Origin of the sequence: Streptomyces akebiae (assembly GCF_019599145.1) — a bacterium.
In the GTDB taxonomy this organism is placed as follows: Bacteria; Actinomycetota; Actinomycetes; order Streptomycetales; family Streptomycetaceae; genus Streptomyces; species Streptomyces akebiae.
Map to the genome: position 1 here is coordinate 4,343,269 of NZ_CP080647.1, position 14,785 is coordinate 4,358,053.

General features: G+C 72.8%; 15 protein-coding genes. 3 read left to right on the forward strand and 12 right to left on the reverse strand.

The features are described 5' to 3' along the window. Window positions 1-13 precede the first annotated feature (13 nt). The 9 genes from K1J60_RS18640 to K1J60_RS18680 all read right to left on the reverse strand — a co-directional run bounded on the left by K1J60_RS18640 (window position 14) and on the right by K1J60_RS18680 (window position 7,831). On the reverse strand, window positions 14-547 hold the full coding sequence (locus K1J60_RS18640; protein ID WP_220647192.1) for an amino-acid N-acetyltransferase: 534 nt from the start codon (window positions 545-547) through the stop codon (window positions 14-16). 9 nt (window positions 548-556) lie between these two features. Continuing rightward, window positions 557-1,018 (reverse strand): BlaI/MecI/CopY family transcriptional regulator, encoded by a 462-nt coding sequence (locus K1J60_RS18645; RefSeq protein WP_398684266.1) that lies wholly within the window; start codon window positions 1,016-1,018, stop codon window positions 557-559. 138 nt (window positions 1,019-1,156) lie between these two features. After that, the gene (locus tag K1J60_RS18650) at window positions 1,157-1,348 is read right to left on the reverse strand and encodes a hypothetical protein (protein WP_220647194.1); all 192 of its coding nucleotides are present in this window, start codon (window positions 1,346-1,348) and stop codon (window positions 1,157-1,159) included. Between the two features lie 19 nt (window positions 1,349-1,367). Further along, window positions 1,368-2,060, reverse strand: coding sequence for a hypothetical protein (locus K1J60_RS18655; RefSeq protein WP_220651537.1), 693 nt, complete (start codon window positions 2,058-2,060; stop codon window positions 1,368-1,370). A 257-nt stretch (window positions 2,061-2,317) separates the two neighbouring features. Further along, window positions 2,318-3,115 (reverse strand): type III pantothenate kinase, encoded by a 798-nt coding sequence (locus K1J60_RS18660; protein ID WP_215448328.1) that lies wholly within the window; start codon window positions 3,113-3,115, stop codon window positions 2,318-2,320. A gap of 15 nt (window positions 3,116-3,130) precedes the next feature. Then, the gene (gene nadC / locus K1J60_RS18665; protein ID WP_220647195.1) at window positions 3,131-4,114 is read right to left on the reverse strand and encodes a carboxylating nicotinate-nucleotide diphosphorylase; all 984 of its coding nucleotides are present in this window, start codon (window positions 4,112-4,114) and stop codon (window positions 3,131-3,133) included. Between the two features lie 5 nt (window positions 4,115-4,119). Continuing rightward, entirely contained in the window at window positions 4,120-5,889 is a 1,770-nt protein-coding gene (locus K1J60_RS18670) for an L-aspartate oxidase (protein ID WP_220647196.1), read from the reverse strand. Continuing rightward, window positions 5,886-6,878 (reverse strand): pantoate--beta-alanine ligase, encoded by a 993-nt coding sequence (gene panC / locus K1J60_RS18675; RefSeq protein ID WP_220647197.1) that lies wholly within the window; start codon window positions 6,876-6,878, stop codon window positions 5,886-5,888. Before panC ends, K1J60_RS18670 begins: the two co-directional genes overlap by 4 nt. Further along, window positions 6,875-7,831, reverse strand: coding sequence for a Rossmann-like and DUF2520 domain-containing protein (locus K1J60_RS18680; protein ID WP_220647198.1), 957 nt, complete (start codon window positions 7,829-7,831; stop codon window positions 6,875-6,877). The genes panC and K1J60_RS18680 overlap by 4 nt, the downstream gene beginning before the upstream one ends. 210 nt (window positions 7,832-8,041) lie before the next feature. Here K1J60_RS18680 and K1J60_RS18685 point away from each other — a divergent pair, with 210 nt between their 5' ends. Together K1J60_RS18685 and K1J60_RS18690 are read left to right on the forward strand one after the other, a co-directional pair. Then, window positions 8,042-9,190 carry a threonine aldolase family protein gene (locus K1J60_RS18685; RefSeq protein ID WP_220647199.1) on the forward strand — a complete coding sequence of 383 codons (1,149 nt, stop codon included), beginning with the start codon at window positions 8,042-8,044 and terminating at the stop codon, window positions 9,188-9,190. 79 nt (window positions 9,191-9,269) lie between these two features. Beyond that, window positions 9,270-10,391 carry a DUF5937 family protein gene (locus K1J60_RS18690; RefSeq protein WP_220647200.1) on the forward strand — a complete coding sequence of 374 codons (1,122 nt, stop codon included), beginning with the start codon at window positions 9,270-9,272 and terminating at the stop codon, window positions 10,389-10,391. A gap of 72 nt (window positions 10,392-10,463) precedes the next feature. On the opposite strand, the gene K1J60_RS18695 is transcribed toward K1J60_RS18690, so the two are convergent. Both K1J60_RS18695 and K1J60_RS18700 read right to left on the reverse strand, forming a co-directional pair. Then, window positions 10,464-11,135: a response regulator transcription factor gene (locus tag K1J60_RS18695; RefSeq protein ID WP_033524712.1), complete on the reverse strand. Its 672-nt coding sequence runs from the start codon at window positions 11,133-11,135 to the stop codon at window positions 10,464-10,466. A 136-nt stretch (window positions 11,136-11,271) separates the two neighbouring features. Continuing rightward, window positions 11,272-12,474: a sensor histidine kinase gene (locus tag K1J60_RS18700; RefSeq protein ID WP_220647201.1), complete on the reverse strand. Its 1,203-nt coding sequence runs from the start codon at window positions 12,472-12,474 to the stop codon at window positions 11,272-11,274. 118 nt (window positions 12,475-12,592) lie between these two features. Between K1J60_RS18700 and K1J60_RS18705 the strand changes: the two genes are divergently transcribed. Further along, entirely contained in the window at window positions 12,593-13,573 is a 981-nt protein-coding gene (locus K1J60_RS18705; RefSeq protein ID WP_220647202.1) for an SAM-dependent methyltransferase, read from the forward strand. 32 nt (window positions 13,574-13,605) lie between these two features. On the opposite strand, the gene K1J60_RS18710 is transcribed toward K1J60_RS18705, so the two are convergent. Continuing rightward, a complete protein-coding gene (locus K1J60_RS18710; protein WP_033524709.1) occupies window positions 13,606-14,766 on the reverse strand; it encodes an NADH-quinone oxidoreductase subunit D in 1,161 nt (386 codons plus the stop codon). Window positions 14,767-14,785: the final 19 nt, after the last annotated feature.

The following is a 14,785-nucleotide window of genomic DNA, read 5'->3' on the forward strand; positions in this document are numbered from 1 at the left end:
TCTCCGTCGGCGATCACAGATGCAGAAGCATCCGGCTGTTGCCCAAGGTGTTCGGTTTCACTCGTTCGAGACCGAGGAACTCCGCGACGCCCTCGTCATAGGAACGCAGCAGCTCCGCGTAGACATCGGTGTCCACGGGAGTCTCGCCGATCTCCACGAAGCCGTGCTTCGCGAAGAACTCGACTTCGAAGGTGAGACAGAAAACCCGTCGAACACCCAGCCAGCGAGCGGTGTGCAGCAACTTCTCCAGCAACTGGTGACCGACACCGAGACCCTTGGCGTCCGGGTTCACCGCGAGAGTGCGGACTTCCGCGAGGTCTTCCCACATGACGTGCAGCGCACCGCAGCCGACGACCTGGGCGTTGTCGTCCCGTTCCGCGACCCAGAACTCCTGGATGTCCTCGTAAAGCGTGACGGTCGCTTTGTCGAGCAGGATGCGGCGCTGGACGTAGGAGTCGAGGAGGTCGCGCACGTGTGGGACATCGCTGGTCCGAGCCCGCCTGACGGTGATGGCTTTTGCGGTGGCTTCGGGAGGCGTTGCTGGCATGAGCGGACGCTATCGCCCGGGTACATCCGGTGATTCGCCGGGGGTGCCCTGTGTTTCGCCGGACGATTCGACGGATTCGCCGGCGGTTTCAACAGGGGTTTCGAGCACGGGGGCGGCGGGCTCGGCGGGTTCGGGTTTGGCGGGGCCCGGGCCCTGCACGATGCGTACGGCGTCGGTGAGCGCCTGTCGCTGTTCCTCGCTCATCATCCCGAAGAAGGCCACGAGCGCGGCGGCGGGGTTGTCGCTCTGCGACCAGGCTTCGTTCATGAGGGCGGCCGCGTAGGCGGCACGAGTGGAGACCGCCTCATATCGATAGGCCCGGCCCTCCGCCTCCCGGCGCACCCAGCCCTTCTGATGGAGATTGTCCAGAACGGTCATCACGGTGGTGTACGCGATGGACCGTTCCCGCTGGAGGTCTTCCAGGACTTCCCGAACTGTCACCGGGCGGTTCCACTTCCACACCCGCGTCATGACCGCGTCTTCGAGTTCTCCCAATGGGCGAGGCACAGTTCCGCACACTATCCGGAGAAACCCCAAGATGCAGAACAAAAAGGGCGTACGACTCGAAAAACACACGAGTCGTACGCCGACGGGGCGGAGCGGTGCGGGTCAGGCGCCGGGGCCCCGGGAGTCACGGTCGCCGGCCTGGCGGACGTTCTCCGCGCGGGCGAGGGCCGCGTCGACCATCGCGTCCTCCTTGGCCTTGTTGGGGCCGCCCTGGGTCTTCACGATCACCCGGATGACGCTGATGAACAGCACGGCCATCACGAAGGGGGGCAGCAGCGCGGAGACGTAGTCCATGCGTCCAGGGTAGCCAGGGCTAGACGGCGGCCAGCTGCTGGGGCGGCTTCGCGGGCGGGGCGGCCGGTTTCCGCTTGGGCGGGAAGACCTCGCCGGGGGTGGGAATGGGGCGGCGGGCCGGGCGCGGGGCGTCGGGGCGGGGCACCGGACCGGGCTTGTCGGCGGGGTCGGCGGGCTCGGCGGGGCGGGCCGGCCGGGCGGGCTTCGGCCGGGCGGGCTCTCCGGCGGCGCGCGCGTGGGTGTCCTGCTCCGCCAGACCGCCGGGGAGCGCGGTGAGCCGGAGCCACGAGCGGCCCGAGGCGGAGCGGGAGGCGGGGACGACGACGGCCGAGGTGGCCGCGCGCCCCGCGAAACGGGCGCGCACGTCCTGCGCGACGAGCGGGCGGCAGCGCTCCAGGAGCGACGCGGCGGTGGGGTTGCCGCGCAGGGCGCGCAGGGCGGCGAGGTCGTCCGGATGAGGGTGGTACCCGGCGTCCAGGGCCTCCGTCAGGAGCGCCGCGTAGCCCGTGACCGTGCCGGGGAGCGCGGCGCGGTACCGGGCGAGGTCGGCCAGCAGGAAGGCCCTCAGACGGGCGTCCTCGCGGGTCGCCTCGTCGACGGACTCGGCGAGCCGGAGGCAGTCCTGCACCTCCTCCGCCGAGACGGGGCTGGGGTTGAGGGCGAGGGCGAGGGCACGACGGAGCACACGCAGCTCCTCAGCGCCGAACGCCATGCCGCCGCGGGTTCCGTGGGGCGTGGGCATGCGGCGACGATACGCGCTAATCAGACAAAACAGATGGGATGAGGGGGCGTGGCGCCGGTGGTTCCACCCACGTGGACGGGTTTTTTCGCCCCCGCCGCCCCTACCCGTCCCTCCCCCACCCAGGGGCTGCGCGCCCCTTCGACCCCCCCGGCATGGACCCGGGGCTCCCCCGGACCCCGTTCGCGCAGTTCCCCGCGCCCCTGACCGGCATCCGGTGAGGCGCCCCCTCAGAGGCGCGACACGTTTCTCTCGTAGACCAGGCGCAGCCCGATCAGCGTGAGCCACGGCTCGTGTTCGTCGATCACCGAGGACTCGCCCAGCACCATCGGTGCCAGCCCACCCGTCGCGATGACCGTCACGTCCGCGGGATCGTCGGCGAGCTCGCGGACCATGCGGCTGACGACACCGTCGACCTGGCCCGCGAACCCGTACACGATCCCGGACTGCATCGCCTCGACCGTGTTCTTGCCGATGACGCTGCGCGGCCGGGCCACCTCGATCTTGCGGAGCTGGGCGCCCTTGACGCCGAGCGCCTCGACGGAGATCTCGATACCGGGCGCGATGACACCGCCGACGTACTCGCCACGGGCGCTGACCGCGTCGAACGTGGTCGCAGTACCGAAGTCCACCACCACGGCCGGCCCGCCGTACAGCTCGACGGCGGCGACGGCGTTGATGATGCGGTCGGCGCCGACCTCCTTCGGGTTGTCGGTGAGGATCGGGACGCCCGTCTTCACCCCCGGCTCGACGAGGACCGCGGGGACGTCGCCGTAGTAGCGGCGGGTCACCTCGCGCAGCTCGTGCAGGACCGACGGGACGGTGGCGCAGATCGCGATGCCGTCGATGCCGTCGCCCAGCTCCTCGCCGAGCAGCGGGTGCATGCCCATGAGGCCCTGGAGGAGGACCGCCAGTTCGTCGGCGGTGCGGCGCGCGTCCGTGGAGATGCGCCAGTGTTCGACGATGTCCTCGCCGTCGAACAGACCGAGGACGGTGTGGGTGTTGCCCACGTCGATCGTCAGCAGCATGGCCCGTCCCCGTCCCTACTCGGCCGCGCGCAGATCGAGGCCGATGTCCAGGATCGGGGACGAGTGGGTCAGGGCCCCGACGGCCAGGAAGTCGACGCCCGTGTCCGCGTACGCCTTCGCGTTCGTGAGGGTCAGCCGGCCCGAGGCCTCCAGGAGGGCGCGGCCGTCGACGATCGAGACGGCCTCCTCGCACTCGATCGGGGTGAAGTTGTCCAGGAGGATCAGGTCGGCGCCCGCGTCGACGACCTCGCGCAGCTGGTGCAAAGTGTCGACCTCGACCTCGATGGGCACCTCGGGGAACATCCGGCGCACTGCCTCGAAGGCCTGGGCGACCCCGCCTGCCGCGACCACGTGGTTGTCCTTGACGAGGGCCGCGTCCGACAGGGACATACGGTGGTTGATCCCGCCGCCGCAGCGGACCGCGAACTTCTCCAGGGAACGCAGCCCCGGCGTCGTCTTCCTGGTGTCGCGCACCTTCGCCTTGGTGCCCTCCAGGGTGTCGGCCCACGCGCGCGTGGCGGTCGCGATGCCGGAGAGGCGGCACAGCAGGTTCAGGGCGCTGCGCTCGGCGGTGAGCAGGTCGCGGGTGGCGCCGGTGACGCTGAGGAGTTTCTGGCCGGCCTCGACGCGGTCGCCGTCGTCGACGTGCCGCTCGACCTCGAACTCGTCGGAGCAGGCCACCGAGAGAACCGCCTCGGCGACTCTCAGACCCGCCACGACGCCGCCCTCGCGGGCGGTGAAGTCGGCCGTGGCACGCGCGTCCTCGGGGATCGTGGCGACCGTGGTCACGTCCACGCCGTGGTCGAGGTCCTCCTGGATGGCGACGTTGGCGATGTCCTCGACCTCCACGGGGTCGAGTCCGGCGTCGGCCAGGAGCTGGGCGAGCGCGGGATCGAGCCCGCACTCCAGGTATTCCTCGCTGAGGCCGTCGTCCGCGCCGCAGGCGCAGCCGTCGCCGCAGCCGCCGCTCTGGGCGAGGGGAAAGTCGGGAGTGCTCACGTCTGTCACTGCTCCTGCTGGTGCTGCCGGGTCGGGGGGAAGTCTGCGGTATCCGTGGTGTGTACGGCGAGCGTCCGGTCCGGATTCAGCCGTACGACGATGTGGCGGCGCCAGGCGGTGTCGTCGCGCTCGGCGCGGTCCTCGCGCCAGTGGCAGCCGCGGGTCTCCTCGCGCAGCCGGGCGGCGGCGACCAGGACGCGGGCCACGCACAGGAGGTTGGTGGTCTCCCAGGTGTCGACGCCGGGCTCGGCCGTCTTGCCGTTCTCGGCGAGGGCGTCGCGGGCCTGGGCGTGCAGCCGGTCCAGGGCGGCCGCGGCGGTGGCCAGGGACGCCTCGGAGCGCAGTACGCCGGCGCCCTCGGTCATGGTCCGCTGGATCGCGAACCGTATCTCCGGGGCGAGCAGCGGGTGCGCGGGCTGTTCCGCGTGCGGGACGGGCTGGGGCACGCGCGCGTGGAGGCCGTTCTCGGCGTGGGCCGCGGCGATGTCGGCGACGATGCGCTCGGCGTAGACCAGGCCCTCCAGGAGGGAGTTGGAGGCGAGCCGGTTGGCGCCGTGGACCCCGGTGCAGGCGACCTCGCCGCAGGCGTACAGGCCGGGCACGGTGGTGCGGCCGTGGGAGTCGGTGCGGACGCCGCCGGAGGCGTAGTGGGCGGCCGGGGCGACCGGGATGGGCTCGGTGACCGGGTCGAGGCCGTGGGCGCGGCAGGCGGCGAGGATCGTCGGGAAGCGGTGCTCCCACATGTGCGCGCCGAAGTGCCGGGCGTCCAGATACATGTGCTCGGCGCCCTGCTCCTGCATGCGGCGCATGATGCCCTTGGCGACGATGTCCCGGGGCGCCAGCTCGGCCAGTTCGTGCTGGCCGACCATGAAGCGGGTGCCGTCGGCGTCGACCAGGTGGGCGCCCTCGCCGCGCACGGCCTCGGAGACCAGGGGCTGCTGGCCCTCCGCGTCCGCGCCGAGGAACAGCACGGTCGGGTGGAACTGCACGAATTCGAGGTCGGAGACCTCCGCGCCCGCGCGCAGGGCGAGGGCCACACCGTCGCCCGTCGACACCGACGGGTTGGTGGTCGCCGAGAAGACCTGGCCCATACCGCCCGTCGCGAGGACGACCGCGGGGGCGTGCACGGCTCCCACGCCGTCGTGCTGGCCCTCGCCCATGACGTGCAGGGTGACTCCGGCGGTGCGGCCGTCGGCGTCCGTCAGCAGGTCCAGGACGAGCGCGTTCTCCACGGTCCGCACGCCACGCGCGCGCACGGCCTCGACGAGAGCCCGGGAGATCTCCGCGCCGGTGGCGTCGCCGCCCGCGTGGGCGATGCGACGGCGGTGGTGGCCGCCCTCGCGGGTCAGCTCCAGGCCGCCCTCCTCCGACTCGTCGAAGTGGGCGCCGGTCGCGATCAGCCGGCGTACGGCGTCGGGTCCCTCGGTGACGAGGAGCCGTACGGCCTCCTCGTCGCACAGGCCCGCGCCGGCCACCAGGGTGTCGTCCTGGTGCTGTTCGGGGGTGTCGCCCTCGCCGAGGGCCGCGGCGATGCCGCCCTGGGCCCATCGGGTGGAGCCGTCGTCGAGGCGGGCCTTGGTGACGACGACCGTGCGCAGGCCGGCGGCCTCGCAGCGCAGCGCGGCGGTGAGGCCGGCCACGCCCGAACCGACGACCACGACGTCGGCGTCGATGGACCAGCCCGGTGCGGGCGCAGGTAGGTGGGGGCGAGCGCGAAGCGCTCCCGTTCGAGGGTGGTGGTGGGCGACGGGCGGGCGTATGCCTGTGCTGGTCACGAGGCGGCTCCGAAGGTCAGGGGGATGTTGTCGATCAGCCGGGTCGTCCCCACCCGGGCCGCGACGGCGAGGACGGCTTCGCCGGTGAAGTCGTCGGGGATGTCGGTGAAGTCGGACGGGTCGACCAGGGCCAGGTAGTCCAGGGCGATCGGCGGCTTCATGCGCAGGGCCTCGTCGAGGACCAGCCGGGCGGCGGCGCGGACGGCGGCCGGGCCGCCGGGGGCCGCCTTGGCCATGGCGTGCGCGTCGGCGGCCGCGCGGGACTCGCCGATCGCGCTCAGGGCCTCGGCACGCGCGCGCGTGGCGGGCACCTCGCGGGCGCGGGCGCGCAGCGCCTCCTGCGCGGCGTGCCGGTCGCGGCCGGCGAACAGGGCCTGGGAGAGCGCCAGGGCGGTGCGGCGCTCCTCGGTGGACAGGTACCGGTTGCGGCTGGACAGGGCCAGGCCGTCGGCCTCGCGGACCGTCGGGACGCCCACGATCTCCACGCCGAAGTTCAGGTCGCGGACCATGCGGCGGATCAGGGCGAGCTGCTGGGCGTCCTTCTGGCCGTAGAGCGCCACGTCGGGGCGGGTGAGGTGGAGCAGCTTGGCGACGACGGTGAGCATGCCGTCGAAGTGCCCGGGGCGGGAGGCGCCCTCCAGGCGTTCCCCCATGGGGCCGGCGGTGATCCGGACCTGGGGTTCGCCGCCCGGGTAGACCTCCTCCACGGACGGGGCGAACACCACGTCTGCGCCCGACTGTTCGGCGAGCTTGGCGTCGGCGTCCAGGGTGCGCGGGTAACGGTCGAGGTCCTCGCCGGCGCCGAACTGGAGGGGGTTGACGAAGACGGTCACGACGACCTCGCCCGTGCCGCCGGCGATCTCGCGCGCGGCGCGGATCAGGGTGGCGTGCCCCTCGTGCAGGGCGCCCATGGTCATCACGACGGCGCGGCGTCCCGCACGCGCGCGTGCGTGCAGTTCGTCGGCGGTGCGCAGCACGGTGATCGTCATAGGGCGTCCCCTTCGGTCCCGTCGGTTCCGCCCGCTCCGGCGGTGCGGTCCGGGTCGCCCGCGAGCACCCCGAGCAGGTCCTCGGCCAGCTCCGGCTTCAGCAGGCCGTGGGCGAGGGCCCGGTCGGCGGTCGCGCGGGCCATCGCCAGATATCCGGCGACGGTCGCCGGGGCGTGCGCCCGCAGCTCGGCGACGTGGGCGGCGACCGTGCCCGCGTCCCCGCGCGCGACGGGGCCGGTGAGGGCCGCGTCGCCGGACCTGAGGGCGTTGTCCAGGGCGGCGCCGAGCAGCGGGCCGAGCATGCGGTCGGGGGCGGTGACCCCGGCCGTGCGCAGCAGCTCCATGGACTGGGCGACCAGGGTCACCAGGTGGTTGGCGCCCAGGGCGAGGGCCGCGTGGTAGAGCGGGCGGTTCTCCTCGGCGATCCACTCGGGCTCGCCGCCCATCTCGATCACCAGCGCCTCGGCGGCCATCCGCAGCTCGTCCGGGGCCGTGACCCCGAAGGAGCACCCGGCGAGCCGCTGCACGTCCACCGCGGTCCCCGTGAACGTCATCGCGGGGTGCAGCGCCAGTGGCAGGGCCCCGGCCCGCAGCGCCGGGTCCAGCACCTTCGCGCCGTACCGCCCCGAGGTGTGCACGAGGAGTTGCCCCGGCCGTACGGATCCGGTCTCGGCGAGGCCCTCGACCAGCCCCGGCAGGGCGTCGTCGGGGACGGTCAGCAGGACCAGGTCGGCGTGGCCCAGCACATCGGCGGGGGACATCAGCGGGACGTCGGGCAGCAGCTCGGCCGCCCGCCGCCGGGAGGCGTCGGAGACACCGGACACGGCCACCGGCCGGTGACCCGCCAGCTGGAGCGACGCCGCCAGCGCGGGGCCGACCCGACCGGCGCCGACGACACCGACGGCGAGCCGCGCGGGGCGGTCCTTCGGCTCTGGTTGCTGGAATGTACTCACTCGGTGGTGGCCTTCCCGTTCCAGTCCGCTCTGGGTACCGGACGATTTCTCGTCATGTTAACGCGATTGGTTCGGGCGGCGTTCGGTTGTCCACAGGCTGTGGGCGGTCGCGGGCCGTTTCCGCAGGTCGTGTTCGCGGGCCCGGACGCGAGGACGGTTCGGCTCGAAATCCGGGTGCCGGGCCGGACGGCCCGAGGGGATGATCCCAGGATGAGCGAAGCGGCGTTGAAGCGGTACGAGCGGCGGCAGGTCGCCCATCGGGCGGCCGAGCGGGTGCTGGCCCGGACGAGTGCGCTGGCGACGGTGCGGGAGCGCCTGGCGCTGCTGGACGCGGCCGGGGACGTGTACGACCTGGACCGGACCGCCGACATGTACGGCAACGGGGTCGTCGAGACGCTGGAGGAGCGGACCGCCGCGGTGCTCGGCACGGAGGCGGCCGCGTTCTTCCCGACCGGCACGATGGCCCAGCAGGTGGCGCTGCGCTGCTGGGCGGCCCGCACCGGGAACCCGGCCGTCGCCCTGCACGCCCTCTCCCACCCCGAGATGTACGAGCGGCATGCGTTCAGCCAGGTCAGCGGGTTGCGTCCGGTGCGGCTGACGAGCGAGCCGAGGCAGCCGACCGCCGAGGAGGTACGCGGTCTCGACGAGCCCTTCGGGGCGCTGATGCTCGAACTGCCCCTCAGGGAGGCCGGCTTCCTGCTCCCCTCCTGGGAGGAGCTGGAGGAGGTCACCGGGGCGGCACGCGGGCGGGAGGCGGTGGTCCACTTCGACGGGGCCCGGCTGTGGGAGTCCACCGCTCACTTCGGCCGCCCCGTCGACGAGATCGCGGCCCTCGCCGACAGCGTCTACGTGTCGTACTACAAGTCGCTGGGCGCCTACGGCGGCGCCGCGATCGCCGGCCCCGCCGCGCTGATCGACGAGGCGAAGGCCTGGCGGCACCGGTACGGCGGGCAGCTCTTCCAGCAGTTCCCCACCGCCCTGTCGGCCCTCGTCGGCCTGGAGCGCGAGTTGCCCCGGCTGCCGGAGTACGTCCGCCACGCGCGCGTGGTCGCCGCCGCGCTGCGCGAGGGGTTCGCCGCGGCGGGGGTGCCCTGGGCCCGGGTACACCCCGAGGAGCCCCACACCCACGAGTTCCAGGTCTGGCTGCCGTACGAGGTCGACGTGGCCGCGGAGGCCGCGGTCCGGCAGGGCGAGCAGACCGGCGCGCTGCTCTTCGCCCGCGCGTGGGACCGGGGCGGGCCGGGACTGGCCGTCACCGAGATCGAGGTGCGGGCCGCGGCGCTGGAGTGGACGGCGGACGACGTCCACGGGGCCGTGGCGGACTTCGTGGGCCTGGTGGAGAAGGTGGCCCGCGAATAGGGCCCGCCGGACGGGAGGGGGGCCGGGTGACGTCGGTGGTGGCGGGGGCGGTGTCAGTGGTCGGGGGGACCATGGGGCCATGAGTGTGCGCATCGACATCACCGGGCTGCGGCGGGAGAAGGTGGCCGTCGCGCCCTCGCCGCTGGCCGAGCTCGGCATGGCGCTGCACGTGCTGTCGGAGCCCGGCCACCACCCGGGGCTCCAGGGCTGGGTGACGGGGGTGACCGCCCGGCTCGACGCGCATCTCGCCGACCGGATGTCCGAGGCGGACTTCCTGTGGCGTACGTCGTTCTCGGACCTGTTCATGCCCTTCGCCGGGATCCCCGGCCGGGACACCCTCCCGGGCGCGACGCTCGCCGACGACCTCGATCTGCTGGACAAACTGACGGACGACCAGTTCGTGGACGCCGGGCTGGAGTTCGTCTGCTCCCCCGGATACGCGTACGACTCGCGGCGGCCCGGCCCGCTGGCCGATGCGGAGATGCGGCGCCGCGCCCTGGAGCTGGCGGCCGCGCGCGGGCCGCGGCAACTGCGGTTCGCCCGGCGGCTGCTGGCGGACCCGCCCGGTGTGCGGGCCTGGCTGCGGCAGTTCCTGGAGGACTGCGACGCAGCCTTCTTCGCGGAGACCTGGTCGCGGCTGTGCCACCCGCTCGCTTCGGACGCCCGCCACAAGAGCGAGCTGCTGCGGCACAAGGGGCTCGCCGAGGCGTTGGGTGCCGTGTCGCCCTCACTGACCCTGGACGGCGTGGGCGGGGCGGCGGGGCGGATCGTGGTGGACAAGCTGATCGAGGGCCGTACGCACACGGGTGACGGCGGCCTGCTGCTCGTGCCGACCAGCCTGGGCCGGCCCCATCTCACCGTCCTGCACCGGTTCGGCTGGCAGCCGGTGATCCAGTACCCCGTGAGCGCGGCCGAGCCCGCCGCCCCGCTCACGGTCGAGCAGCTCGCCCTGCGCATGACGGCGCTGGCCCACCCCGTCCGTATGCGCCTGTGCCGCAATCTGGCCCGCAGCGCGAACACCACGGGAGAGCTGGCCCAGATGCTGGGGATGACCCCGCCGGAGATATCCCGGCACCTGGCCGTCCTCAAGAAGGCGGGCCTCCTGACGACGCGCCGCCGGGGCCGGTACGTGCTCCACCAGCTGGACGTGGCGGTGGTGGCCCGGCTGGGGAGCGACTTCCTGGAGGGGCTGCTCAGGTGACCGGCCGAGCCGGTCGTGCCGTACGCCGACCGCCTCGGCGCACGCGGACCACCTCAGCCGTGCCCGCCTGCCTCAGCCGTGCCCGCCCGCCCGCACCAGCCCGGTCTCGTACGCCAGGACGACCACCTGGACGCGGTCCCGTAGGCCCAGCTTGGTGAGGATGCGGCCGACGTGGGTCTTCACCGTGGCCTCGGAGAGGACGAGGCGGGCGGCGATCTCGCCGTTGGAGAGGCCCTGGGCGACGAGGATCATGACCTCGCGCTCGCGTTCCGTGAGGCGCTCCAGCTCCTTGTGCTTGGGTTCCGTGCCGGTGCTCGGGAGCATCGGGGCGAACCGGTCTAGCAGGCGCCGCGTGGTGGAGGGCGCGACGACGGCGTCGCCGCTGTGCACGGCACGGATCGCGGCGAGCAGTTCGCCGGGCGGCACGTCCTTGAGCATGAAGCCGGAGGCGCCCGCCTTCAGCCCGGAGAAGGCGTACTCGTCGAGATCGAAGGTCGTCAGGATGAGCACCTTGGGCGGGTCGGGCTCCGCGCAGATACGGCGGGTGGCCTCGACCCCGTCCAGCTTGGGCATCCGGACGTCCATGAGGACCACGTCCACCTCGGTCGACCGTACGACCTGGAGGGCCTCGACGCCGTCGCCCGCCTCCGCCACGACCTCCATGTCCGGCTGGGCCGCCAGCACCATCCGGAACCCGGTGCGCAGCAGCACCTGGTCGTCGACGAGCATTACGCGGATCGCCATCGGGTCCTCTTCCGTCCACAGATCAGATGTCGGATGTCAGATACACAAGTTCGGATGTCACAGGTCAGGTGTCACAGATCGGATGTCACAGGCCGGATGTCGGCGTCCACAGGTGTCAGTCGCCGGCACGACCGTGTCAGTGCGCGGGTTTCAGGGGCAGCAGGGCGCTGATCCGGAAGCCGCCGCCGGGGCGGGGGCCCGCGTCCAGCGTGCCGCCGACCATACCGACGCGCTCACGCATCCCGATGAGGCCGTGCCCCTGGCCGTCGACGCCGCCCTCCTCGTACAGCTCGTGGGGCGCGCCCTTGCCGTCGTCCTCGACGAGCAGACCGAGGCCGTCGTCGAAGTAGACCAGCCGGACACTCGCACCGGCGTTCGGTCCGCCGTGTTTGCGGGTGTTGGTGAGGGCCTCCTGGACGATGCGGTACGCCGTCAGCTCCACCCCGCTGGGCAGCGGACGCGGGGTGCCCTCGATCTTGAAGTCGACGGGCAGTCCGGCCACCCGGCACTGTTCGACCAGGTCGTCGATCTGGTCGACGTCGGGCTGCGGGACGTACTCGCCGACCTCCTTGTGCTCACCGGTACGCAGCACGCCCAGCAGGCGACGCATCTCGGCGAGCGCCTGCCGGCCGGTGGAGGAGATCGTCTCCAGGGCCTTCTTCGCCTGGTCCGGGGCCGCGTCGAGGACGTACGCGGCACCGTCGGCCTGGACGACCATCACGGACACGTTGTGCGCGACCACGTCGTGCAGTTCACGGGCGATCCGGGCGCGCTCGGCGGCGACCGCGACCTTGGCCTGCGCCTCGCGCTCCTTCTCCAGGCGGGCCGCGCGCTCCTCCAGCTGCGCGAAGTACGCGCGACGGGTGCGCAACGAGTCGCCGAGCACCCAGGCCAGGGCGAAGGGCACGGTCAGGAACAGCGCGAGCACCGCGTTGCCCATCGTGCTCGTGTCGTCCTCGGTCCAGCGCAGCTGTCCCAGCGACGCCGCGCACAGGCCGCCGCCCAGGGCGAACCAGGAGGCCCAGCGGGCGCCGTTCGCCGCGACCGTGTAGATGACCACGAGCATCGCGAAGTCGGCCGGGATTCTCGGCACGTCGAGGATCAGCTGCGCGATGCCCGCCGCGGCGGCCAGCATCAGCATCTTCTCGGGCATACGGCGCCGCAGGGCGATCGACAGACAGAGCACGAGCGTGATCACCACGAACGCGGTCTCGTTCATGTCGCTCGCGTAGTCCGGGTCGATCGCTCCGCCGGCCAGGGTCACCCCGAGCAGGACGACGGCCCAGAAGCTGTCGACCCATGTCGGGTGTCGGCGGAGGAAGTCATAGAGGCGCTGCACGTAACCCAGCGTAGGGAAGCGGGCGGTGTGCACGGGTCAACCGGAGGGCCGATCCATGACTGGGGCATGTACTCCCCAAGGTGGAGGCGGCGTTAGCCGTTCCGCTTAGCCTGACGTGATGACGCGCTCCTGGCTCACCGCGGCCCAGGAGGCCCTCTACGGGCCCCACGGCTTCTACCTGCGTCCGGAAGGGCCCGCCGGGCACTTCCGGACCTCCGTGCACGCCTCGCCCCTCTACGCGGCCGCCGTGGCGCGGCTGCTGTGCCGGGTGGACGAGGCGTTGGGGCGGCCCGGCGAGCTGGCCTTCGTGGACCTGGGGGCCGGGCACGGCGAGCTGGTGGGCGGGGTCGTGGACGCGCTCCCCGCCGAGGTGTCGTCCCGCACGCGCGCGTACGCCGTCGAACTGGCCGACCGGCCCCCGGGGCTCGATCACCGCATCGAGTGGGTCGCCGAGCCGCCGAAGGGGGTCTCGGGGCTGCTGTTCGCCAACGAATGGCTGGACAACGTGCCCGTGGAGGTCGTCGAGGTGGACGCGGCGGGCGTGGCACGGCTGGTGCTCGTACGGGAGGACGGCGCCGAGGCGCTCGGGGCGCCCGTCGGCGGGGCCGAGGCCGAGTGGCTGGACCGGTGGTGGCCACTCGCCCCGCGGGAGGGGCTGCGGGCAGAGGTCGGGCTGCCCCGGGACCGGGCGTGGGCCGCCGCCGTCGCGGGCGTCGGGCGGGGGCTCGCCGTCGCCGTCGACTACGCGCACCTCGCCGGCTCCCGGCCCCCCTTCGGGACGCTCACCGGGTTCCGGGACGGACGGGAGACGACGCCGGTCCCGGACGGGTCGTGCGACATCACCGCGCATGTGGCACTGGACGCGTGCGCGCTGCCGGGGGCCCGGCTGCTCACCCAGCGGGAGGCCCTGCGCGCCCTCGGGGTCACCGGCGGCCGTCCACCGCTCTCCCTGGCGACCACCGACCCGGCGGCGTACGTACGGGCCCTCGCGGGCGCGGGCGAGGCCGCCGAGCTGACCGCTCCGGGCGGCCTGGGCGACTTCGGCTGGCTGCTGCAGCCGGTCGGGATCCCGGACCCGCTCGCCCAGGACACCCTCTAAGGCAAGGGCCTGGGACCTGCCCAGGGCCCGCCCTACTTGTCGATGTCGCCCACCACGAAGAACAGCGAGCCCAGGATGGCCACCATGTCGGCCACCAGCGTCCCCGGCAGCAGTTCCGTGAGGGCCTGGATGTTGTTGTACGAGGCGGAGCGGAGTTTGAGGCGGTAGGGGGTCTTCTCGCCCTTGCTGACGAGGTAGTAGCCGTTGATGCCGAGGGGGTTCTCGGTCCAGGCGTAGGTGTGCCCCTCGGGGGCCTTGAGGACCTTCGGCAGGCGCTGGTTCACGGGACCGGGCGGGAGGTCGGCCAGACGGTCCAGGCAGGCGTCGGCGAGGGCGAGGGAGTTGTGGGTCTGCTCCAGCAGGCACTCGAAGCGGGCGAGGCAGTCGCCCTCGTCCCGGGTGACGACCCGAAGGACGTCCTGGAGCTCGCCGTACGCCAGATACGGCTCGTCGCGCCGCAGATCGAAGTCGACGCCGGAGGCGCGGGCGATGGGGCCGCTGACCCCGTACGCGTGCACGGCCTGAGGGGAGAGGACGCCCACGTCCCGGGTGCGGCCCCGGAAGATCTCGTTGCCGAGCACCAGGTCGTCGAAGACGTCCATACGGGAGCGGACGTCGGCGACGGCCGCACGCGCGCGTGCGGTCCACCCCGCCGGCAGGTCCTCCTTCAGACCGCCCACCCGGTTGAACATGTAGTGCATCCGCCCGCCGGAGATCTCCTCCATGACGTTCTGGAGCTCCTCGCGCTCCCGGAAGGCGTAGAAGACCGGGGTGATGCCGCCGAGCTCCAGCGGGTACGAGCCGAGGAACATCAGGTGGTTCAGGACCCGGTTCAGCTCGGCGAGGAGCGTGCGCATCCAGACCGCCCGCTCGGGGACCTCCATACCGAGCATGCGTTCGACACCGAGGACGACGCCGAGTTCGTTGGAGAAGGCGGAGAGCCAGTCGTGACGGTTGGCGAGCATGATGATCTGGCGGTAGTCACGCGCTTCGAAGAGCTTCTCCGCGCCCCGGTGCATATAGCCGATGACCGGCTCGGCGTGCTGGATGCGCTCGCCGTCGAGGACCAGCCGCAGCCGCAGCACACCGTGCGTGGACGGATGCTGCGGGCCGATGTTCAGCACCATGTCCGTGCTCTCGGCGGCACCGCCGATACCGACCGTCGTCTCTCGGGTCTCCGTCGGGGGAGTCATGGACACAGTCTGTCGTACG

What these genes read in the sequence shown, in the direction of transcription:
- K1J60_RS18685 (WP_220647199.1), top strand. Translation starts at nt 8,042, where the DNA reads ATGAGCGAAGCGGCGTTGAAGCGGTACGAGCGGCGGCAGGTCGCCCAT.
- K1J60_RS18690 (WP_220647200.1), top strand. Translation starts at nt 9,270, where the DNA reads ATGAGTGTGCGCATCGACATCACCGGGCTGCGGCGGGAGAAGGTGGCC.
- K1J60_RS18645 (WP_398684266.1), bottom strand. Translation starts at nt 1,018, where the DNA reads ATGACGCGGGTGTGGAAGTGGAACCGCCCGGTGACAGTTCGGGAAGTC.
- K1J60_RS18695 (WP_033524712.1), bottom strand. Translation starts at nt 11,135, where the DNA reads ATGGCGATCCGCGTAATGCTCGTCGACGACCAGGTGCTGCTGCGCACC.
- K1J60_RS18705 (WP_220647202.1), top strand. Translation starts at nt 12,593, where the DNA reads ATGACGCGCTCCTGGCTCACCGCGGCCCAGGAGGCCCTCTACGGGCCC.
- K1J60_RS18640 (WP_220647192.1), bottom strand. Translation starts at nt 547, where the DNA reads ATGCCAGCAACGCCTCCCGAAGCCACCGCAAAAGCCATCACCGTCAGG.
- K1J60_RS18650 (WP_220647194.1), bottom strand. Translation starts at nt 1,348, where the DNA reads ATGGACTACGTCTCCGCGCTGCTGCCCCCCTTCGTGATGGCCGTGCTG.
- K1J60_RS18655 (WP_220651537.1), bottom strand. Translation starts at nt 2,060, where the DNA reads ATGGCGTTCGGCGCTGAGGAGCTGCGTGTGCTCCGTCGTGCCCTCGCC.
- panC (WP_220647197.1), bottom strand. Translation starts at nt 6,878, where the DNA reads ATGACGATCACCGTGCTGCGCACCGCCGACGAACTGCACGCACGCGCG.
- K1J60_RS18660 (WP_215448328.1), bottom strand. Translation starts at nt 3,115, where the DNA reads ATGCTGCTGACGATCGACGTGGGCAACACCCACACCGTCCTCGGTCTG.
- K1J60_RS18710 (WP_033524709.1), bottom strand. Translation starts at nt 14,766, where the DNA reads ATGACTCCCCCGACGGAGACCCGAGAGACGACGGTCGGTATCGGCGGT.